Raw genomic sequence first — 20,561 nt, 5'->3', positions numbered from 1 at the left:
GTAATTTTGCGCCCTGAAAAATTAGAAGTTTTTATACCTTAATGCTTACTGATAAAAATGTTTAGTGAAACCATCCCTAATTCAAAAATCTTCGCTTGTTCTAAAAGCATAGAACTCGCTGAGAAAATTGCAGAAAAATACGGTACTCAGCTCGGTGAAGTTAAACTATCTTATTATAGTGATGGTGAGTTTCAGCCCTCTTTTGAGGAATCAATTAGAGGGGCACGCGTTTTCTTAATATGCTCTACTTTCCCTAATTCGGATAATTTAATGGAGCTTTTGCTAATGATAGACGCTGCCAAACGCGCTTCAGCACGCCATATCACTGCGGTAATGCCATACTTTGGTTGGGCTCGCCAAGATAGAAAAGATAAACCTAGAGTGCCCATAGGAGCAAAATTGGTTGCTAACCTCTTACAAGCGGCAGGTGCTACTCGTATTATGACAATGGACTTGCACGCCGACCAAATTCAAGGTTTCTTTGAACGCCCCGTAGATCACCTTTTTGCTTCAAGTATTTTCTTGCCTTATTTGCAAAGTTTGAATTTAAATAACTTGTGTATCGCTTCACCTGATATGGGTGGTTCTAAAAGAGCCTATGCATATTCTAAGTTTTTAAAATGTGATGTAGTAATTTGCTACAAACAGCGCAAACAAGCCAATGTGATTGAAACAATGGAACTTATTGGGGATGTAGAAGGTAAAAATGTAGTATTAGTCGATGATATGGTTGATACTGCTGGCACCTTAGTAAAAGCTGCCCAACTAATGAAAGATAGGGGTGCTGTAAGTGTAAGAGCTGTTGCTACTCACCCTATCCTCAGTGGCAATGCTCACGAACGTATAGAAAATTCAGCTTTAGAAGAATTAATCGTAACTGATTCAATACCTCTAAAACAACCTTCAAACAAAATAAAAGTATTGAGTTGTGCTGAACTATTCGCCGACGTAATGCACAAAGTACACCACAATGAACCTATCAGTTCTAAATTTATAATGTAAAAATTAGGGATTAGCTAAAAACAAGTAACTTAATAACTATATATAAATAAATGAAATCAATTACAATCAAAGGATCTCAAAGAGAAAGCGTGGGCAAAGCAGCTAGCAAAGCCTTACGTAATGCTGGACAGGTTCCTTGCGTACTATACGGAGGAGACAATGTTCTGCATTTTTCAGCACCTGAATTAGCATTCAAAGACATCGTGTACACTCCTAATGTATACACCGCTGCGATTGAATTAAATGGTAAAACTTACGATGCCATTCTGCAAGACATTCAGTTTGACCCTGTAACTGATAAAATCATCCACATCGATTTCTATCAGTTAAACAAGAACAAAGAAATCACTATTGAAGTGCCTATCCAAATCGAAGGAACTTCTCCTGGTATTATGGCTGGTGGTACTTTGCGTATTGTTAACCGCAAACTCAAAGTAAAAGCACTTCCTGATAACTTGCCTGACTTCGTTCCTGTAAACATTTCAGGTTTGGAAATGGGTAACAAATTATATGTTACTAAATTAGCTCAAGAAAACTACAAAATTATGCACCCAGATAACACTGTAGTTTGCCAGATAAGAGTATCTCGTGCCGCAATGAAAGCTGCTCAAGACGCTGCTAAAGCTGAAAAAGCTGCTAAAAAGAAATAATATTTAGTAAATAGATTTTCTTACAAAAAGAGGCTGTCTAAAAAGTTTAGTTTTAACTTTTTTAGACAGTCTCTTTCATATTAATTCAACTAAAAAAGAATTTTTATACTGAGTATAATACTTTTTTCACTATATTTGTCGCCTGATTTTATACATTACTATTTTTTATGGAAAGTATTTTTAAACATTGTCCTAATTGTACTTCTACTCATATAGAGTTCCCTAACAACGTACGCTTTCTCTGCCACGATTGTGGTTTTACCTATTTTCATAATATTGCTGCTGCTGTAGCTGTAGTGTTTCGTCACCAAGATAAAATACTCTTTACAGTGCGCAATATGGATCCCGACAAAGGCAAACTAGACCTCCCAGGAGGATTTATCGACCCCGAGGAAACTGCTCAAGAAGCTGCTTGCCGTGAAGTAAAAGAGGAAATGGGAATGATTATAAAGCCTGAACAATTGCGATTTATCACTACCTTTCCCAACAACTATCTGTACAAAAACGTACCTTACCGCACTATGGATATTTTCTTCGAGTGCAAATTAGCTGAAGAACAAGTACACATAGTTGCTCCCGACGAAATCAAAGCCTTAGAATGGTTCAAACTACAAGAAATCCCTGAAGAAAAAATAGGTTTTGTATCGGTGAGAACGGTAATCCAACAACTAAAAAAATCCGCCCTATGAAAACAGTAGAACAATACAGAGAAGCCTTCTTAGATCATCTCAACTCTAAACTTTTCGTAAAAGAACCACGCAATTTGTATGAACCTATGCGTTACATTTTGCAATTGGGAGGCAAACGATTGCGCCCTATCCTCACTCTCATAGCAACTGATCTTTTTGATGCCGATTACCACAAAGCTCTCAATGCAGCTATGGCTATAGAAATATTCCATAATTTTTCCCTCGTTCACGATGATATTATGGACAAGGCTTCTTTACGACGTGGAGAGACTACTGTACACAAAAAATGGAACACCAATATCGCTATCCTCTCTGGCGATGCAATGCTGGTTAAAGCCTATCAATTATTAGACGACTATCCTACTGAGGTTTTTTCTCTTCTTACTAAAATACTTTCACGTACTGCTTTACAAGTATGTGAAGGACAACAATGGGATATGGATTTTGAAATTCAAACCGAAGTAAGTATCCCCGATTATTTACAGATGATACGCTACAAAACAGCTGTACTCATAGGGGCTGCTTTACAAATGGGGGTTATCATAGCTAATGCTTCTCCTGAAAACCAAATGCCAATCTATACTTTTGGTGAAGAATTAGGTTTAGCATTCCAACTGCAAGATGATTATTTAGACGCTTTTGGCGATGAGTCTTTTGGCAAACGTATAGGTGGTGATATCATCGAAAATAAAAAGACAATTCTTTATCTAACTGCCTTAAAATTAGCCGATGAACAACAGCGAAAAACACTGTTACAACACTACGCTACTACTGAAGATAGTCAGCAGAAAATCAACGAAGTAAAAGCATTATTCGAAGCCACTGGAGCAACTACAGCTGTACGTCAAGAAATAGAGTACACTACCCGTAGAGCCCTTAGTGCACTCACCGAGCTCACCATCAGCGATGAAAAACGCCATTATCTAAAAGAATTTGCCCTAAAGCTAATGAATAGAAAGGTCTAACTTAAATTTGCTAATTGGCAAATTATTCTTATTTTTGCGCGCTAATTTAAAGAAGAGACCCAAATGTTTAAATGGATAAAAGCCAGTTTTTGGAGTACCATAGCTGGCTTAATATTGCGCAACCGAATTGCTTTTCTACTACTCATAATTGCTATCACTGGAGGCTTAGCTTCTCAGTGGAAGAACGTTCGCTTTACCTTCACCGAAGCGAATATGCTCCCCGATGATCACCCCGTGAATATGGAGTATAAACACTTCCTCAATAAGTTTGGTGAAGAAGGTAACTTGATATTAATGGCGTTAGACGATGAAAAAATCTATACGCCCGAGGTGCTCAACAAATGGATTGCCCTTAGTAACGAACTGAAGCAATTTAAACAAATAGACGCGGTTATCTCTATTAATAACCTCCCTATCTTGGTAAAGGACACCGCTCAGCAACGCTTTGTTACTCATAAATTCATTGAAGGAGAAGTAAAAACTCAAGCTCAAGCTGATAGTCTCCAGCAAATACTCTCCGAAAAATTGCCTTTCTACGAAGGCCTCATCTACAACAAAAAAAATAACACCTTACAAACAGCTGTGTATATGAACAAGAAGATTGTTAATACACAAGCTCGCAAAGATTTTATCCTCAACGATTTTATTCCCATTGTAGAAAAATTTGAACAGCAAACTGGACTCAAAGTGCATACTTCGGGTATGCCTTATATTCGTACCCTTAGCGCTCAAAATATAATGGATGAGATTGGGCTATTTATCTTAGCTGCCTTACTTTCCACCTCAGCGATTTTCTTTTTCTTCTTCCGTTCATTCAGGGCAATGTTCATCTCTATGGGCGTGGTATCAATTGCAGTAATGTGGGTTTTTGGATTTTTGGGGCTTTTCGGCTACGAAATTACTATTCTCACAGGACTTATTCCACCGTTAGTGATTGTAATTGGTATCCCTAACTGTGTGTTTCTCATTAATAAATATCAGCAAGAAATTAGTAAACACGGCAACCAAGCCAAGTCGCTTATTAGGGTTATCCGCAACGTAGGCAATGTAACCCTGCTCACCAATCTTACCACGGCTATCGGTTTTGCTACCTTCATTTTTACTGAAAGTACCTTGCTCAAACAGTTTGGGGTGATTGCTTCTATCAATGTAGTGTCTATTTTCTTCATCTCTCTATTGGTTATCCCCATTATTTATAGTTATATGAGTATTCCTAAGGAAAAACACCTTAGGCATTTGCACCGCAACTGGATTGGTGGACTCATCAAATTCATTGAAAATACAGTTAAACACCATCGCATTGCGGTATTTACAACAGCTATTGCGTTGCTCATTTTGAGTATCATAGGTATTTACAAAATTAAAATTTCAGGGAGTCTCATTGAAGATATGCCTAAATCAGCTGCTTTCTTTGATGATATTGGCTTCTTTGAGAAAAATTATGGAGGAATTATGCCTTTGGAAATCACCATTAATACTAAACAAAAAAATAGCGTCACTAAATTAGCTAACCTCAAACGCATTGATGAACTCTGCACTCATATTGAGGAAATCCCTGAAATATCCAAACCTCTTTCATTAGTAAACTTAGTAAAATACGCCAAACAAGCCTATTACAACGGCAACCCTAAATATTACAGTTTACCTACTACTCAAGAGCAAAATTTCATTCTTTCGTACGTAAAGAACTCTAAAGGCAATGCCAATATGCTTTCTGCTTATGTAGATTCTTTAGGGCAAACAGCACGTATCACTACTTTTATGAAGGATATTGGTACGGAAAAGATGCAACAAATAGAGGAAAACATCTACACCAAAGCCCAAAAGCTCTTCCCTAGCGATCGTTTTGATGTAAAAATAACAGGAAAAGCCTATTTATTTACCAAAGGAACAAACTATTTAGCTACCAACCTTATTTGGTCGTTAGCTTTAGCCATTTTGCTCATCGCTCTCATTATGGCATATATGTTCCGCTCGTTCAAAATGATAGTTATCTCGCTTATCCCTAACCTCTTACCTCTTCTTATCACTGCAGGGTTGATGGGCTATTTTGGCATTCCGCTCAAGCCTTCTACTATCCTTGTGTTCAGTATTGCCTTTGGTATTTCGGTAGACGATACCATTCACTTCTTGGCTAAATACCGCTTGGAATTGGTAGCGCGCAATTGGAAGATTAGCAAATCAGTATATGCTGCTTTGCGCGAAACAGGAGTAAGTATGTTCTATACCTCTATTGTACTGCTCTGTGGTTTCTCGGTATTCTTACTCTCAAGTTTTGGAGGTACCAAAGCCCTCGGCGGACTCATATCGGCTACTTTGCTCTTCGCAATGATGACCAACTTATTGCTCTTACCAAGTTTGCTTTTGTCGTTAGAACGCAGCTTGTCTAACAAAGAAACTATCAAAGAGCCTAAGATTGAGATTTTCCCAAAAGAAGAAGAGGAGGAAAACAACGAAAATGAAAAATAGTTTATAATTTTAATAATAAAGATAATAAAAACAATAATTAGTCATTATCAAATCGGCTAATTAACAATAATTATTATGGAAAACAAAAAACATATCGTAATTGTAGGCGGTGGCTTTGCTGGCTTAGAGTTAGTAAAAGTGTTGAACCGTTCTGGAAAATATAAAATTACCTTGGTGGATATGAATAACTACAACTTCTTTCCACCTTTATTATACCAATTGGCAGCAGGATTTATGGAGCCGTCATCTATCTCCTACCCTTTCCGTCGCCTATTCCGAAAGTATAAAAATGCACGTTTTAGGATGGCTACTTTGCAAGAAGTCGTTCCTTCAGAAAACAAAATTATTTTGAGCAATGGCGAATTGCAGTACGACATATTGGTAATGGCTACAGGAGCAGAATCTAACTTCTTTGGCAACAAAAATGTAGAAGAAAAAGCTATGCCTATGAAAACGGTAGGTGATGCTTTGATGCTCCGCAACTTAGTATACACCCGCTTGGAGCGTGCTACCCGTACTCAAGATAAAGAATTACGCCGCAAATTGCTCTCTTTTGCTATTGCAGGAGCAGGACCTACTGGGGTAGAGCTATCTGGTATCTTTGCTGAAATGAAACAGAACATTATGCGCAAGGATTACCCTGAGCTTACTTATGACGATTTAGGTGATATTTATCTCATCGACGGACAAGATACTGTGCTTGCCCCAATGAGTAAAAAAGCGCAAGAATATACTGAAAAATCTTTGCTAAAAAAAGGGGTAAAACTCAAATTAGGCGTACTCGTAACCGATTTTGTAAATGACGAAGTACACCTTTCGGACGGCACTATACTCGATGCGCGCAACCTGATATGGGCAGCGGGAATTTCGGCTAAAGCCTTTAAAGGAATTAACGATAAACAACACTTGGGTCGTGGACGACGTATGAAAACCGATGCTTATAACAAAATGGAAGGCTTCGAGAACATCTATGCAATCGGCGATTCATCCATTATGACCGCCGACCCTCATTTCCCTGAAGGTCACCCTCAGCTCGCACAAGTAGCCATACAACAAGCTAACAACTTAGGAAAAAACTTCAATAAAGATTTTATAAACCCTACTCCCTTCAGTTATGTCGATAAAGGTTCAATGGCAATCATTGGTCGTAACCAAGCCGTCGCCGATTTGCCTAAACACATTTTCCTCAAAGGCTTCGTAGCGTGGGCTATTTGGGCATTTATACACATAATGTCGCTGGTAAACTTCCGCAACAAAATGAGAGCTTTGTACAACTGGATAGGTTATTACATCAGTAAAGATCAATCTTATCGTATGATATTGCGCCCTAACGAAAAAGCAAAAGGATGATAATCAAGTAACAGGTAACAGGTAACAAGTAATAGGTAAATAAAAATGGATATCGTTGCAAAACAATGGAAACAACAATTGCAATATCTGCTGGAGGGAAGAGACTATGAGTCACTTATATTCACTTCAACAGAAGATATTCCTATTTTACCTTTTTACACCGCTGAAAATGTAAAAAATCCTTATGCTATCAACACTAAAACGCAAGTAGCTGTCTCTCTTTTCATATCTGATAAAGAAGCAACACTCAAGCGTATTGCTTTTTGGCAAGACCAATCGGTATCTTTCTTTTTGTTGGATATACATCCTAAATTTACTCAAAAAGAAGTAGAAGAATGGCTACCTGCAAACTTGCAGTGTTTATTTACTAACTCATTTGCTATTGATACTACAATTTACCAAAAAGCAGGCGCCTCAATGGTGCAACAAATTGCCTTTGGGGTAGCCCAAATCAAAGAAAATCCTCACACTGCTGATGTACTCAATGTAAAAGTCGCAGTGGGAGGTACTTTTTTATTAGAAATAGCCAAATTGCGTGCTTTTTGCAGGCTACTAAATGAACAACTCCCTACCCTACCCCTTTGCCTCATCGCTGAAGTATCAAGTAGAGGTTTATCGCTACTGAAATCATCATACAACGAAAACTATGTACAATTAGCTTATGAAGCTGCCGTGTTAGGAGGTGCTGATTATCTACTGCCTAAAAATCCTCTTTTCTTTAAAAATAACAACCTAAATACTGAAAAAGCGAATGTAGCAACCATTCAGAACATCACAGCTACACGCAACGCTACTCTGCTTAATGGAATGTATGCTATAGAAAGTATCAGTTATGAAATGTACAAAAAAGCCCTTGTAATGTTAGAGCAGATTACAAAAAAAGGGGGACTTTCTGCTATCACAAAAAACTTTAGCTTGATAAAGGACATAAAACAGAAATCACAACGAGAGCAGGCTCTTTTTAATGAACAGTGCACGTCCTTACCTCCCATAGATTTATACAGCCGTAAAGATTGGGATTTCTATCCTTTTAGCAAAAAAAAATCATCTGAAGTATTAGAGCTCAAACGCTTGTGGGAACCTTTTGAAAAACGCTTAAAACAAGAAGACTATGACAGAAACGCATAATGCCATAGCTGGCGTACCACCTTATGAACGCGGATTTCACGTAATGGGGTATTTAAAAGAAGTACCCCCTTTGCGCATTATCACCGATGAACTAATGGTAGTTAGTACTTTAGAGGAACTACCTCAAGTACTTACTCGTGAAGAGACATACATTTATATTCCTGCTTCCCTTCTTTTAGAAAATAGTACTCAACAAGATTTTATCAGAGAATTACCTTTTAACGACAAACTGCGCATTTTAGTAGATAGTCCTGCGAATAGTTTTGAAATGATTGCACTTCTCCGCCAATTGCGCGCTATTGCCAAAATACCAATCAGCTGCTGGGTGTATTCTATCACCGATTATCTCTATGCTCTCATAGCTCAAACCGATGATTTGATTACCAAAAATAAAGAGTTGTCTTTACCAGAAAACCAACTCTTGATAGCAAATAGTTTAGTTACAAAAACTATTGATCCTTTTTATCTATAATTCTTCTTCGGTATCTAAACCAAGTTCTCTTGCAGATATTTCACGCATTTCCACCTTGCGTATTTTACCCGAGATAGTCATTGGAAATTCGTCTACAAATTTCCAATAACGAGGTACTTTATAGTGGGCAATACGACCCTTACAAAAATCGTGAAGTTCTTGTTCGGTGAGGGTAACTCCTTCTTTAGGCTTGATCCAAGCCATTACCTCTTCACCGTATTTCTTGCTTGGTACCCCAATCACTTGAGCGTCCATTACGCCTACATACGTATAGAGGAAGTCTTCTATTTCTTTAGGAGAAATGTTCTCACCACCGCGAATGATCAAATCTTTGATACGACCTGAAATGTGGATATAACCATCTTCATCCATCATCGCCAAATCGCCAGAGTGCATCCAGCGTTGTTCGTCTATTACCTGTTGTGTAGCCTGCGGACTATTCCAGTACTTCAACATCACCGAATAGCCACGCGTACAGAGTTCACCATTTTCTCCTCGTTTTACAATTGCTTTAGTCTCGGGGTTGATAATCTTAATTTCCAAATGGTCGTGGATAGTCCCCACTGAGTGAATTTGTTTCTCAAAAGGCGCCCCTATCTTGGTTTGTGTAGATACGGGAGATGTTTCGGTCATACCATAACATATCGTGATTTCGTGCATATTCATTTGCTCTTTCACGCGTTTCATAATCTCGGGAGGACACAAAGCTCCTGCCATTACACCTGTACGCAAACTTGACAAATCGTAAGGATGTTTGTCTAATATATAAAGTTCAGAAATGAACATTGTTGGCACTCCATAGAGCGATGTACACTTTTCTTTTTCTATCGTTTCGAGAGTTTTGGTAGCATCGAAACTATCATTAGGGATTACCATTGTAGCTCCGTGAACTGTACAAGCAAGATTCCCGATAACCATCCCGAAACAATGGTAAAAAGGCACTGGAATACACACCCTATCCTTCTCGGTATAATTCATACGGATGCCTATAAAATAGGCATTATTGAGGATATTGTGATGGGAAAGTGTAACACCTTTAGGGTTGCCCGTAGTACCTGAAGTATACTGTATATTTACGGGATCGTCGAACTGTACTTTTTCTTCAAAAGAAAGTAATTTCTCGTCTGTAACTTTTTTACCATTCTCTAAGAAGCGTTGCCAACTATCTCCCCAATAGACCTCTTTTCTAAGGGTTTCAGTAAATTCACGAGCATCGTCAATCATTTTTTTATAATTGCTACTCTTAAATTCAGGAGCTGCAAAAATAAACGATATTCCTGATTGGTTGATTACATAAATCAGTTCACTGGTACGGTAAGCAGGATTGATATTCACCATTATCACGCCTATTTTGGCAGTAGCATACTGCAAGAGTGTCCACTCATAGCAGTTAGGAGACCAAATACCTACTCTATCACCCTGTTTTACGCCTAAAGCGATGAGCCCTTTGGCTACTGCTGTTACTTGCTCATAAAACTCGGTGTAAGTAACTCTATAGTTTTGATGTACAGAGATAAGCGCCTCTTTGTGAGGAAATTTTTCTACTGTTCGACGGAGGTTCTGGTCGATTGTTTCTCCTAAAAGAGATACATCGGAAGCTCCATAAGTGTAAGCTAAGTTTCTATTCATAAGGATTATTTTTAAGTTATTCTTTTGTTATTTCAACAGATCAGGGCGTTTGGCTTTAGTGTGTTTATAAGCCATATCTTCCCGCCATTGTTCTATTTTAGGTGTATTACCGCTAGTAAGGATTTCGGGTACTTCCCAACCTTTGTAGTTAGCAGGACGTGTATAGACGGGGGGTGCTAACAGATTGTCCTGAAATGAATCGGTGAGAGCTGAAGTTTCGTCGGAGAGGACACCAGGTATGAGGCGAATAATTGCATCGCAGAGTACAGCAGCTCCTAATTCTCCCCCTGAAAGCACATAGTCTCCTATGGAGATTTCTTTAGTGATAAAATGATCACGCACACGCTGGTCTACCCCTTTGAAGTGCCCACATAATATGATAATATTTTCAGCTAACGAGAGCTGATTAGCCATCTTTTGTTGGAGTGTTTTGCCATCGGGGGTGAGGAATATCACCTCGTCATAATCTCTTTCGGCTTTTAAGGCTGAAATACACTTATCGATAGGTTCTATCATCAACACCATTCCTGCTCCTCCACCAAACTGATAATCATCTACTTGACGATAAGCATTATTAGCATAGTCGTGTAGATTGTGGAAATGCACTTCCACTAATTGTTTATCAATAGCACGTTTCATAATGGAGTAGGCAAAGGGGCTCTCCATTATTTCAGGGACTACCGATATAATATCAAGACGCATTGGTTTAACGGTGTTTATTTATTTCGTCCTGCAACTGGCGACGCACTTTTTGCTCGCGTTCTATAGCTGCTTTGCGATAGTTTTCGTACTCTTCTTGCAATTCGGCTAAGTCACTGATAGATTTTTTAGTAACTACATTTCCGTTAGCATATCTATAGATATAGAAAACAAGCAATACTGTCAAAACAACCACAATTCCCCACATAATAGTATTGTAGAGCCCTTTAGAAAGCAAAGCTCCGAAGAAGTTCATACTATCTTTCTGGTTTTTAGTTTCATCAAGTGCTGTTTGTAGCTCTGTGATATTATCGTTGAGGGTTTTGATAGTATTTTCGTGTGTTTTTACGGTTTGTTTTTCAGCTTCAAGTCGAGACTTCACACTGTTGATACTATCGTTCATACTGCGTTGAAAGGTAGCTAATTTAGTTTTGTCAATCAGTTTGAATCTCTCATAAGAGTTTGATCTATCTACCATATACTGAAATTGTTCAGACAGAGTAGTGGGGATTTTTTCTTCTTGTACTGCTTCTACAGGAGCTACTTGAGTAGTAGTACGTGTAGTAGTACGCATAGAAGTTTCTTCTTGGGCAGTAGCTGAAAAGAAAGCAAAAGCTGCTATTGCAACAAACGTAAGTTTTTTCATATTAAAATTATTATTATTATATAGTTTCTAAAATCTTTTTGAAATCATCTACAATGGTAGCACCTTTATCTTGGTTATACCATCTTTGTAGGTTTTCTTTGAACTCAGGAGAGAGTTTGCCATTTTTAGCTTTTTCCTCTTCTACCATTTTGGTAGCGACTGATGGGCGAGATCCCCAATGTGCTAGTACCTTATCTTCTAAGTCTAAAAACACTACTATAGGAATTGCTTTACCGCCATTGGTAAGAAAAAGGTTCATCAAAGCTTCATTTTCATCTCTAAAAACGAGTTTCATAGTAATTTTAGGGTTGAGTTCAGCTATTTTATGTACCACAGGTACAATTTGAGCTGCATCGGCACACCAACTTTCAGTAATCACTAACAAACAAACGCTTTTAGGATAATTTATAAAGAATTGCGCTTTTTCTTCGGGTATCTCTATAGTTTTATCCAAACGTTTGTAGCGTTTTTGGTTGAGAGCTGTGTAGTACACACGCTCTTCGGTCTGTTCTTCCCCACTTGATTTACCTTCGGCTTCGTACTTATCTATTAGATTACGATAGGTTTCGTAGGAAACGGATTTTAGTAGGCTATTGCGGATGATTTGTGTTTTTTCCATTGTTATTTAGGTAAGAGTTAAGAGTTAGGAAGCAATTTGCAAAGTTGATTTATTGAGTTTTTCTTCCGCATATTCTTCAGTAACTATCAATTCTTTAACTCCTGAATTAGGGAGTTCGAACATTGCGTCGGTGAGAATATTCTCGCATAGTGAACGTAAGCCACGTGCACCGAGTTTGTACTCTAAGGCTTTTTCGACGATAAAATTGAGAGCTTCCTCAGTTATATCAAATTTAATACCATCCATTTCAAAGAGCTTTTTATACTGCTTGATAATGGCGTTCTTAGGTTCGGTGAGAATCATACGTAAAGCGTGCTTATCCAATGGATTCATATAGGTTAGCACAGGTAAACGACCTATAATTTCGGGGATTAAACCAAAATCTTTTAAGTCTTTGGGGATGATATACTGTACCAAATTTTTCCTATCGACTTGTGTATTTTTGGACGAGTTGTAACCTACTGTTTGCATATTGAGACGTTTAGAAATAACACGTTCGATGCCATCAAAAGCACCTCCAGCAATAAACAAAATATGTTCGGTATTTACCTCAATATATTTTTGGTCGGGATGCTTGCGCCCGCCTTTAGGCGGCACGTTCACCACTGATCCTTCCAAGAGTTTGAGCAATGCTTGTTGCACCCCTTCACCCGATACATCACGAGTGATAGAAGGATTATCGCTCTTGCGGGCAATTTTATCAATTTCATCTATGAAAACGATACCACGTTCGGCTTTCTCTACATCGTAATCGGCAGCCTGTAAGAGGCGAGATAGGATACTTTCGACATCTTCGCCCACATATCCTGCTTCAGTAAGTACTGTAGCATCAACAATAGCAATGGGCACGTTGAGCATTTTGGCAATAGTACGGGCCACCAAGGTTTTACCCGTACCTGTTTCGCCAACCATAATGACGTTGCTTTTTTGGATTTCGACCTCATCATCTGCATCGGGTTGTTGTAGGCGTTTGTAGTGATTATAGACCGCCACAGAGAGGATTTTTTTAGTAAAATCCTGACCTATCACATATTGGTCGAGGAATTGTTTGATTTCTTGAGGTGTTTTGAGGGTCATATCACCTGATACTACAGGCTTACCTTTTTGAGCTTTACTACCAAATGCTTCTTCAATAATGATATTGGCTTGTTCAACGCAATAATTACATATATTACCAGCCATACCGCGAATGAGCATTTCGGTTTCAGATTCTGCACGACCGCAGAACGAACAATATTCTACTTGTTTTTTAGCCATTATTTTCTTTCTAATACTTCGTCGATCATACCATATTCTTTAGCTTCACGGGCTATCATCCAATAGTCGCGTTCAGAATCTTTATACACTTTAGCAAAAGGTTGCTTAGTGTGTTTGGCAATGATTTCGTAGAGTTCATTTTTGAGTTTCAACATTTCTTTGAGGTTAATTTCCATATCACTGGCTACTCCTTGTGCTCCTCCTGAGGGTTGATGAATCATTACACGAGAGTGTGGCAAAGCTGAGCGTTTACCTTCAGCTCCTGCACATAGTAATACAGCAGCCATTGAAGCAGCAATACCTGTACAGATAGTGGCTACATCGGGTTTGATGAACTGCATAGTGTCGTACATACCCAATCCTGCATATACGCTACCACCGGGAGAGTTGATATAGATTTGGATATCTTTGGCACTATCCACGCTTTCCAAGAAAAGCAATTGAGCGGTAACGATATTTGCTACTTGATCGTTCACATCAGTGCCAAGGAAGATGATTCTATCCATCATCAAGCGGGAAAAAACGTCCATTTGAGCTACGTTTAGCTGGCGTTCTTCCATAATATAAGGAGTCATACTACCTACTATTTTATCGTAGTAAAGGCTGTTTACTCCGTGTTGTTTAATTGCGTATTTTTTAAATTCGTCTGCTAAATTCATTTGTTTAGTTATTAGTTGTTAGTCATTAAGTTTTTAGTGTTGTGGTGATTAGGTTATAATTTATCTATATTTTTCTAAAATATTGATGATTTCTTCTATGGTTATCTTTAGTTTACTAATATCATCGCCAAGGGCTTGTAGTCGGTCGAGAATTGTTTGTTTCATTTTTAATAAATGTAGTCCAAAATTGCTAAATTAAGATACAATAATAGTATTTATCATTAGCAATTTTGGACTGGTTTATAGTTTTTTATAGAAAAATACTATTCAGGGAAAGCTATTTTTACGAACTCATCAAAAGTTACTTTTTTAACTTCTGTTTTAACATTTTCTTTGTAGAAGTCGATGAGTTTTTTGAATACTAATTGTTGCTGAATACGTTGTACTTCTTCACGGTTTTGCAATACGCGATCAACGATACCATCTACATAGCTATCGTCATCGGTAGGCATACCATATTGAGCTAATTGACCTTTGATATAATCACGTGCAAAATCTTTCAACTCTTCGAACTTAGGATGTAAGTTATTCTCATCCAATACTTTACCTTCTATAAGCTGGTAGCGCAAACCTTTTTCTGAACGGCTGTATTCTTCTTCAGCTTCTTGCTCGGTAAGTTCTTTTTCACCTGCTGTACGTAACCATTTTTTAAGGAAAGTTTCAGGGAGGTCAAATTTAGTATTATCTACTAAATAATCGGTAACTGTGTTGAGGAAATGCTGGTCGGCTTGCTCGTTGTATTGGTGTTGAGCGCCTTCTTTTATTTTGTCGCGCAATTGTTGTTCAGTAGTTACACTTCCATCAGGGAAGAGTTTGTTGAACAATTCTTGATCTAAAGCAGCACCTTGACGTTCGTTTACTTCTTCCAAAGTGAAAGTAACTTCCACCTCTAAGTGGTGAGCCTCATCGTGAGATACTTTGAGGTAGTGCATTAGACTATGAGCATCTTTGAACAAACCTTTAGTTTGCAATTGGAATTGGTCGCCTATTTTTTTACCGATGAACTCTTTGCGTGCAGCATCACTAAGTTCTTCTAAAGTGAAAGTAGCTTGAGAATCGATAGATTTTTCTTCGTTGAAGAAAGTACCTGTAATTTCAAGGCTATCATCGTTGATTACTTCACCTTTAGCAACGAGTTTACCAAATTGTTTTTGGATACGTTCTACTTGTTTATCGATTTGGTCATCGGCTACTTCTATTTCATAGCGAACTATAGCTTTTTTAGGTTTTAAATTCACTTCGATAGTAGGAGCTAAGCCAATTTCGAACTCGAAAGTAAAATCGTCGGCATCTAAGTTGATATCTTGTTTTTCTTTAGGCAGTGGATTTCCTAAGATATTGAGTTTTTCGTCGTTTATATATTTGTACAACGAGTCTTGCAACACACGGTTGATCTCGTCAAATTTTACAGCTTTGCCGTACTGTCTTTTAATCATACCTGCAGGTACGTGACCTTTTCTAAATCCAGGGATAGAAGCGGTTTTTCTGTAATCGTTTAGTACTTTTTCTACTTTATCGGCGTAGTCGTTTTTTTCAATTGCTATCTTAATGATCGCATTTAAAGCATCTACTTGCTCTCTGTTGATATTCATTTTTAAAAATATTTAATCTAAAATTTCAAATTGCAAAGATAGTACAAAATGTTTATATACACAAGGTTTTATGTATTTTTTTAGGAATTAGGAATTAGGAATTAGAATTTTGGCAGTTCCCAATGGTATTTTACCGATAGCAATCGCACAGCAATTACTACCATTATAGTGATGAATACAACTAAGTTGTGATTGACAAAATCATCGATAAGGAAATAGACTGTACCTCCTGCAATACAAGCGGTTGCATAAATTTCTTTATGAAAGAGGGCAGGCAATTTGTTGGCTAAGATATCACGTATGACTCCTCCAAAACTACCCGTCATCGTACCCAGAATAATAGCGATGGTAGGTGATAATCCAAAACGCAGGGCTTTTTCTATCCCTATAATTGTAAAGACCCCCAACCCAATGGTATCGAATAACATCAGTGATTTGCTCCAGTGTTCTGAAAACTGCTTTTTGAAGAGAATGGTAATCACAACACTAATGACAATCATCAATATATAAGTGAGGTTATTCATCCAAAATACGGGTACACTACCTATCATAATATCGCGGAGTGTTCCCCCTCCTACTCCTGTTACAAAGGCTAAGATGAGCATTCCAAAGATATCCATACGACGTTCTAAGCCCAGCAATACGCCCGAAACACCAAAAACAGTCGTTCCGATTAAATCCCAGAGATAAATCTGGTCGATTTGCGATAAAAATTGAATCAAATTATCCATTTTAATGCCAAATTTGAGTGAGTTTCCAAGTATTCCCTATAGGAATAAACACGAGTATCATTGCTTTTTCAGTGTTTTTACACAACACACTATCAGGATAATAGCTAAAGTTATATGTTTGTAATTCGTTGAACTCATCGGTAAGGAGTTCTTCTTCAGTAAGAAGTACACTGCCGTCATTCTGCCTCAATAAGCGCAACAGCGGTTCAGCTAAGTGCTGCTGCCTAAAAGCCATATCAGTAGTGAATTGCTTAAAAAAATCGGGGAATTGCTTTTGCTGAGTTTTTGTTTGCTCAGTTAATTTTTTCATTTCGGCATAAGGTAATAGCGTAGCTTTTTTTTGTTCCCAAAACACCTGTTTACAATCATCTTTTGGCACTGCAAAAGTATAGAGATGTACATCGGTATACGACAATTTGTTGAGTAGTTGCAAACGATAATAGGTTTTATTATCTCTTTGCACACTATCCTGTACCCAATAAGTGGGATTGTTCCCTGTAAGGGTTTCTAATTGCTTTATTTTAGCTTTTACTTCTGCTAATTCGGCAACTGTTTGTTTTGCAGTATCGGCATTGCAAGATTTTTTGAAGCCTATAACGGAGTTATCGCAGGAAAAAAGCAGTAGAGATAGGGTAATTGTTAAAAGGATTTTCATCTTTCAGATATTACTTTTACTTTATAATCCAACTTATCTACATTTATGTTTTCAGGAATTATAGGCAAAGTATCCATCTTTTCAAAAAACAATTCATAGCCACACTTACTCTCAAAAATATCAGGCTCATTTACATCTAAGAAGCCTAATACTTTTACCCCGTAATTACCTGCTGGAATATCAAATCTATCTCCTGTATCTCCATTTAGTTCTCCTCCTTCTACATTAGGTTGAGGATTTAGACTTTTTTCTGTAGCAAAATCGGAATAATTACTTTCATAATCCCAATTCATTATCATAAAGATATCTTCTACAGCTAACCTTCCGCTTTTTACTTGTAGAGGTAATGAGACTTCATTTTTAAAAACTACCCAATCGGTAGGGATTTCACTTTTAGTAGTTGTATTTATGAGTATTTCATAATCAAAAGGTTCTATATTATAGATAGGTAGTAATATTCCTCGTTGGATACTTTCCTCACCTATAGTAGGATTATTTATGAAGTATTTCAGTAAATCGTCATCTTCTATACCTTTTTCGAGTAGGAACTCTTGTAGTACTACTGGATCGAAGAGTACAAACCCAGGGAATTCTAACATTAATTCTGTTTTATAGTGTACCATTGTTGTTTTATTATTTCTAATTTTCTTTGTTCTACTTATACAAACTCAAAGCGCACCATTCCGTCTACATCTATTTTGGTGAGTTTTACTTTGTGGAGGGTATTCACTAAAGCAGGATCCCAAGGAGCTTTTACTTTTACATAATTCTCAGTAAACCCGTGAATATATCCCTGCTTGTTGTCGCTCTCGAAAAGGACTGTTTTTTCTTTACCTAACTGGCTCTCATAAAAAGCATTGCGTTTCTTAGCTGACAATCCGCGTAACATTTTGCTGCGTTTAGCTCGTACTGCATCGGGGACTACACCATCCATAAGTACTGCTTCGGTATTGTCACGCTCGGAATAAGTAAATACGTGCAAGTAAGAAATATCTAATTCGTTTAGAAAATGATAAGTTTCTAAGAAATGTTCATCTGTTTCGCCAGGAAAACCTACAATCACATCTACCCCGATGCAAGCATCAGGCATCACTTCACGTATTTTGGCGACTCTACTTACATAGAGTTCACGCAAATAGCGGCGTTTCATCTTTTTAAGGATTTCGTTACTTCCACTCTGTAATGGGATATGAAAGTGAGGCACAAAACTTTTAGACTGTGCTATGAAGTCGATAGTTTCGTCTTTGATAAGATTGGGTTCAATAGAGGAAATGCGCAGGCGTTCGATACCTTCAACCTTATCAAGAGCCTGCACTAATTCTAAAAAGGTATGTTCGTGTTTTTTATTACCAAATTCTCCTTTGCCGTAATCGCCTATATTCACACCCGTAAGCACAATTTCTTTGATACCTTTGTCGGATATTTTTTTAGCGTTATTCAATATATTTTCGATGGTATCACTTCGCGAAATACCACGTGCCATTGGGATAGTGCAATAAGTGCACTTATAATCGCAACCGTCCTGCACCTTTAAGAATGCACGCGTACGATCGCCAATGGAATAACTTCCGACATAGAAATCAGTTTCGGAAATTTCGCAGGAGTGCACGATGCCCTCGTTGTTTTTGGTGAGGTCATCAATATATTGAGTGATATTGAACTTTTCTTTGGCACCTAATACCAAATCAACTCCATCTACTGAAGCGAGTTCTTCTGGTTTTAATTGAGCATAACAACCTACTGCCGCCAAGAATGCCTTAGGGTTTGTTTTCAGTGCTTTGCGTACAATTTGTTTGAATTGTTTGTCGGCGTTTTCGGTAACCGAACAGGTGTTAATCACATATATATCGGCAGGGTCGTCGAAATCAACACGAATATAGCCATCTTCTTCAAAGCTACGTGCAATAGTAGAAGTTTCGGCAAAGTTGAGTTTGCAACCCAAAGTATAGAATGCTACTTTTTTCATTTAGTTGTTAGCGTTTAGTCATTAGTCGTTAGAAAAAAAGTCTCTATCCAAAAAGTATTGGACAATGGCTTTTTTCATCAGTATGGTTTGTTCTCCAGGTTTGAGAGCGGGGAGCTCTTGCACTAAACTATAATGAGGCCAACCATCAGGGTCAGTAAATTCATATTTATAATAACCAAAGGGTTCAAGGAGTTTACAAATAGCGATGTGCATTAGGTCTACTTTTTCATCTTTGGCGTAAGGGCGACCTATTTGTCCGAGTTCTTGTACTCCAATGAGATAGATGATACCATCGACATTCAGAGTTTCACCCTCTGTAAAAGTATCGGAGAGGCGTTGTACAATTTCCTCCCAACGGGCTTTTAGCAGCTCGTGTTCCGTCATAATAAAAAATTATTTTGGCGGCAAAGGTACAAAATAATTACGAATTACGAATTACGAAATACAAATTACGAAATAATAATAAGAGAGCTACTCTGGTGAATAGCTCTCTCATTATTTTGTTAATTTGCTTTATTATCTAAATAAAGTGAAGTTACCGTAGAACTCACGTTTGTCGTACAATTGATCGTTGATTTCGATGATATACCAATAGTCGCCTGATGGCATCGCTTGTTTTTCATAAGTACCATCCCAGCCTTCTCCTGGTTCTAACTTCACTAAACGACGACCATAACGATCGAAAATGTAGATACGGGCATTTACATTGTTGTCTAAATACTTCGCTTTCCATACATCATTCTCTCCATCTCCATTGGGCGTGAAGAAGTTCGGCACTTCTATATCAAAGTATTCTAAATCGTAAGTCGCTGTTACTGTACAACCTTCAGCATCTTCCACGCGTACATTCACTACTTTATAACGACGTCCGTTTACTAACTTATCAGGATCGTCATGGTTGATTTTGTACACAGGATTATCTCCTTTACTCACCTCATTAAAGTAGTATGTATAACCTCTAAAGTTATTCGTCCTACCTCCTCGTGCTAATACCTCTAAGGTGTTGAGCGTGGTATTAGTCGTTACTCTCGTAACTGTAAGTGGTGTGTAAGGATCTATCGTGATGGTCTCGGAGGCACTACAACTTCCCGTCATTCCTGGAATAGAGGATACTATAGTATAGGTTACTTCAACTGTTTGGGTAACTGAACTTCTATTGAAATTATCAATATAAGCTACATTGCCTGTGGTTCGTGTGAAAGTAGCTGCTGGAGCTCCATTCAAACTATAGGTTATCTTACTATAGTCAGGTGATGGATTATTGAAGTGTACCTCTAAATAATCTACGTAACTATTAGAACTTGCTTGACAAGTACCATAGTATTTGAGTTCCTTGATTGTAACATCTGGTAATTCTTCTACCGTGAATGACAAGGTCTTAGT

21 protein-coding genes are annotated in these 20,561 nt (G+C 37.9%); 8 read left to right on the top strand and 13 right to left on the bottom strand.

Features of this window, described 5'->3' with window-relative positions:
- Positions 1–57 precede the first annotated feature (57 nt).
- The 8 genes from JMN12_RS00510 (at position 58) to JMN12_RS00475 (ending at position 8,725) form a co-directional block, all read left to right on the top strand.
- On the top strand, positions 58–1,002 hold the full coding sequence (locus JMN12_RS00510) for a ribose-phosphate pyrophosphokinase (protein ID WP_203136128.1): 945 nt from the start codon (positions 58–60) through the stop codon (positions 1,000–1,002).
- 50 nt (positions 1,003–1,052) lie between these two features.
- Positions 1,053–1,652 (top strand): 50S ribosomal protein L25/general stress protein Ctc, encoded by a 600-nt coding sequence (locus tag JMN12_RS00505; RefSeq protein WP_198466174.1) that lies wholly within the window; start codon positions 1,053–1,055, stop codon positions 1,650–1,652.
- A 167-nt stretch (positions 1,653–1,819) separates the two neighbouring features.
- Complete coding sequence (locus JMN12_RS00500) at positions 1,820–2,341, top strand: NUDIX hydrolase (RefSeq protein WP_002678754.1); 522 nt, start codon at positions 1,820–1,822, stop codon at positions 2,339–2,341.
- Complete coding sequence (locus tag JMN12_RS00495) at positions 2,338–3,306, top strand: polyprenyl synthetase family protein (RefSeq protein WP_203136126.1); 969 nt, start codon at positions 2,338–2,340, stop codon at positions 3,304–3,306. The genes JMN12_RS00500 and JMN12_RS00495 overlap by 4 nt, the downstream gene beginning before the upstream one ends.
- A gap of 63 nt (positions 3,307–3,369) precedes the next feature.
- Positions 3,370–5,775, top strand: a complete 2,406-nt coding sequence (locus tag JMN12_RS00490; RefSeq protein ID WP_203136124.1) for an efflux RND transporter permease subunit — start codon at positions 3,370–3,372, stop codon at positions 5,773–5,775.
- A 75-nt stretch (positions 5,776–5,850) separates the two neighbouring features.
- A complete protein-coding gene (locus JMN12_RS00485; protein ID WP_203136122.1) occupies positions 5,851–7,125 on the top strand; it encodes an NAD(P)/FAD-dependent oxidoreductase in 1,275 nt (424 codons plus the stop codon).
- Between the two features lie 45 nt (positions 7,126–7,170).
- Entirely contained in the window at positions 7,171–8,253 is a 1,083-nt protein-coding gene (locus tag JMN12_RS00480; protein WP_203136120.1) for a methylmalonyl-CoA mutase family protein, read from the top strand.
- Complete coding sequence (locus JMN12_RS00475) at positions 8,237–8,725, top strand: hypothetical protein (RefSeq protein WP_203136117.1); 489 nt, start codon at positions 8,237–8,239, stop codon at positions 8,723–8,725. Before JMN12_RS00480 ends, JMN12_RS00475 begins: the two co-directional genes overlap by 17 nt.
- Here the strand turns inward: JMN12_RS00475 and JMN12_RS00470 are convergent.
- From JMN12_RS00470 to JMN12_RS00410, 13 genes are all read right to left on the bottom strand, one after another.
- Positions 8,720–10,354 (bottom strand): AMP-binding protein, encoded by a 1,635-nt coding sequence (locus JMN12_RS00470; RefSeq protein WP_203136115.1) that lies wholly within the window; start codon positions 10,352–10,354, stop codon positions 8,720–8,722. The two genes, JMN12_RS00475 and JMN12_RS00470, sit on opposite strands and share 6 nt — an antisense overlap.
- A 27-nt stretch (positions 10,355–10,381) precedes the next feature.
- Positions 10,382–11,056, bottom strand: a complete 675-nt coding sequence (trmD, locus tag JMN12_RS00465) for a tRNA (guanosine(37)-N1)-methyltransferase TrmD (protein ID WP_009414183.1) — start codon at positions 11,054–11,056, stop codon at positions 10,382–10,384.
- A gap of 4 nt (positions 11,057–11,060) precedes the next feature.
- Entirely contained in the window at positions 11,061–11,699 is a 639-nt protein-coding gene (locus JMN12_RS00460; protein WP_009414182.1) for a hypothetical protein, read from the bottom strand.
- 16 nt (positions 11,700–11,715) lie between these two features.
- The gene (locus tag JMN12_RS00455) at positions 11,716–12,318 is read right to left on the bottom strand and encodes a thioredoxin family protein (RefSeq protein ID WP_203082097.1); all 603 of its coding nucleotides are present in this window, start codon (positions 12,316–12,318) and stop codon (positions 11,716–11,718) included.
- A 24-nt stretch (positions 12,319–12,342) separates the two neighbouring features.
- Entirely contained in the window at positions 12,343–13,575 is a 1,233-nt protein-coding gene (gene clpX / locus JMN12_RS00450; RefSeq protein ID WP_088594026.1) for an ATP-dependent Clp protease ATP-binding subunit ClpX, read from the bottom strand.
- Positions 13,575–14,234: an ATP-dependent Clp endopeptidase proteolytic subunit ClpP gene (gene clpP / locus JMN12_RS00445; protein ID WP_009414179.1), complete on the bottom strand. Its 660-nt coding sequence runs from the start codon at positions 14,232–14,234 to the stop codon at positions 13,575–13,577. Before clpP ends, clpX begins: the two co-directional genes overlap by 1 nt.
- Before the next feature lie 263 nt (positions 14,235–14,497).
- Positions 14,498–15,826, bottom strand: coding sequence for a trigger factor (gene tig / locus JMN12_RS00440; protein WP_009414178.1), 1,329 nt, complete (start codon positions 15,824–15,826; stop codon positions 14,498–14,500).
- Positions 15,827–15,927: 101 nt separating this feature from the next.
- Positions 15,928–16,557: a trimeric intracellular cation channel family protein gene (locus JMN12_RS00435; RefSeq protein ID WP_203093594.1), complete on the bottom strand. Its 630-nt coding sequence runs from the start codon at positions 16,555–16,557 to the stop codon at positions 15,928–15,930.
- A gap of 1 nt (position 16,558) precedes the next feature.
- Positions 16,559–17,212, bottom strand: a complete 654-nt coding sequence (locus JMN12_RS00430; RefSeq protein WP_203093595.1) for a hypothetical protein — start codon at positions 17,210–17,212, stop codon at positions 16,559–16,561.
- Positions 17,209–17,835: a hypothetical protein gene (locus tag JMN12_RS00425; protein ID WP_203093596.1), complete on the bottom strand. Its 627-nt coding sequence runs from the start codon at positions 17,833–17,835 to the stop codon at positions 17,209–17,211. The genes JMN12_RS00430 and JMN12_RS00425 overlap by 4 nt, the downstream gene beginning before the upstream one ends.
- Positions 17,836–17,870: 35 nt before the next feature.
- Complete coding sequence (mtaB, locus tag JMN12_RS00420) at positions 17,871–19,178, bottom strand: tRNA (N(6)-L-threonylcarbamoyladenosine(37)-C(2))-methylthiotransferase MtaB (protein WP_088594020.1); 1,308 nt, start codon at positions 19,176–19,178, stop codon at positions 17,871–17,873.
- A 21-nt stretch (positions 19,179–19,199) separates the two neighbouring features.
- On the bottom strand, positions 19,200–19,562 hold the full coding sequence (locus JMN12_RS00415; protein WP_009414173.1) for a hypothetical protein: 363 nt from the start codon (positions 19,560–19,562) through the stop codon (positions 19,200–19,202).
- A gap of 132 nt (positions 19,563–19,694) precedes the next feature.
- On the bottom strand, positions 19,695–20,561 hold an 867-nt coding region (locus tag JMN12_RS00410), incomplete at its 5' end, for a T9SS type B sorting domain-containing protein (RefSeq protein ID WP_203136113.1).

It is taken from the genome of Capnocytophaga genosp. AHN8471 (genome assembly GCF_016806945.1).
Classification (GTDB): domain Bacteria; phylum Bacteroidota; class Bacteroidia; order Flavobacteriales; family Flavobacteriaceae; genus Capnocytophaga; species Capnocytophaga periodontitidis.
This window is presented reverse-complemented; position numbering and strand designations above follow the sequence as displayed.

What these genes read in the sequence shown, in the direction of transcription:
- JMN12_RS00500 (WP_002678754.1), top strand. Translation starts at nt 1,820, where the DNA reads ATGGAAAGTATTTTTAAACATTGTCCTAATTGTACTTCTACTCATATA.
- JMN12_RS00425 (WP_203093596.1), bottom strand. Translation starts at nt 17,835, where the DNA reads ATGGTACACTATAAAACAGAATTAATGTTAGAATTCCCTGGGTTTGTA.
- JMN12_RS00505 (WP_198466174.1), top strand. Translation starts at nt 1,053, where the DNA reads ATGAAATCAATTACAATCAAAGGATCTCAAAGAGAAAGCGTGGGCAAA.
- JMN12_RS00430 (WP_203093595.1), bottom strand. Translation starts at nt 17,212, where the DNA reads ATGAAAATCCTTTTAACAATTACCCTATCTCTACTGCTTTTTTCCTGC.
- JMN12_RS00485 (WP_203136122.1), top strand. Translation starts at nt 5,851, where the DNA reads ATGGAAAACAAAAAACATATCGTAATTGTAGGCGGTGGCTTTGCTGGC.
- trmD (WP_009414183.1), bottom strand. Translation starts at nt 11,056, where the DNA reads ATGCGTCTTGATATTATATCGGTAGTCCCTGAAATAATGGAGAGCCCC.
- JMN12_RS00435 (WP_203093594.1), bottom strand. Translation starts at nt 16,557, where the DNA reads ATGGATAATTTGATTCAATTTTTATCGCAAATCGACCAGATTTATCTC.
- JMN12_RS00455 (WP_203082097.1), bottom strand. Translation starts at nt 12,318, where the DNA reads ATGGAAAAAACACAAATCATCCGCAATAGCCTACTAAAATCCGTTTCC.
- JMN12_RS00460 (WP_009414182.1), bottom strand. Translation starts at nt 11,699, where the DNA reads ATGAAAAAACTTACGTTTGTTGCAATAGCAGCTTTTGCTTTCTTTTCA.
- clpP (WP_009414179.1), bottom strand. Translation starts at nt 14,234, where the DNA reads ATGAATTTAGCAGACGAATTTAAAAAATACGCAATTAAACAACACGGA.
- JMN12_RS00510 (WP_203136128.1), top strand. Translation starts at nt 58, where the DNA reads ATGTTTAGTGAAACCATCCCTAATTCAAAAATCTTCGCTTGTTCTAAA.
- JMN12_RS00475 (WP_203136117.1), top strand. Translation starts at nt 8,237, where the DNA reads ATGACAGAAACGCATAATGCCATAGCTGGCGTACCACCTTATGAACGC.
- mtaB (WP_088594020.1), bottom strand. Translation starts at nt 19,178, where the DNA reads ATGAAAAAAGTAGCATTCTATACTTTGGGTTGCAAACTCAACTTTGCC.
- JMN12_RS00470 (WP_203136115.1), bottom strand. Translation starts at nt 10,354, where the DNA reads ATGAATAGAAACTTAGCTTACACTTATGGAGCTTCCGATGTATCTCTT.
- JMN12_RS00495 (WP_203136126.1), top strand. Translation starts at nt 2,338, where the DNA reads ATGAAAACAGTAGAACAATACAGAGAAGCCTTCTTAGATCATCTCAAC.
- tig (WP_009414178.1), bottom strand. Translation starts at nt 15,826, where the DNA reads ATGAATATCAACAGAGAGCAAGTAGATGCTTTAAATGCGATCATTAAG.
- JMN12_RS00415 (WP_009414173.1), bottom strand. Translation starts at nt 19,562, where the DNA reads ATGACGGAACACGAGCTGCTAAAAGCCCGTTGGGAGGAAATTGTACAA.
- clpX (WP_088594026.1), bottom strand. Translation starts at nt 13,575, where the DNA reads ATGGCTAAAAAACAAGTAGAATATTGTTCGTTCTGCGGTCGTGCAGAA.
- JMN12_RS00480 (WP_203136120.1), top strand. Translation starts at nt 7,171, where the DNA reads ATGGATATCGTTGCAAAACAATGGAAACAACAATTGCAATATCTGCTG.
- JMN12_RS00490 (WP_203136124.1), top strand. Translation starts at nt 3,370, where the DNA reads ATGTTTAAATGGATAAAAGCCAGTTTTTGGAGTACCATAGCTGGCTTA.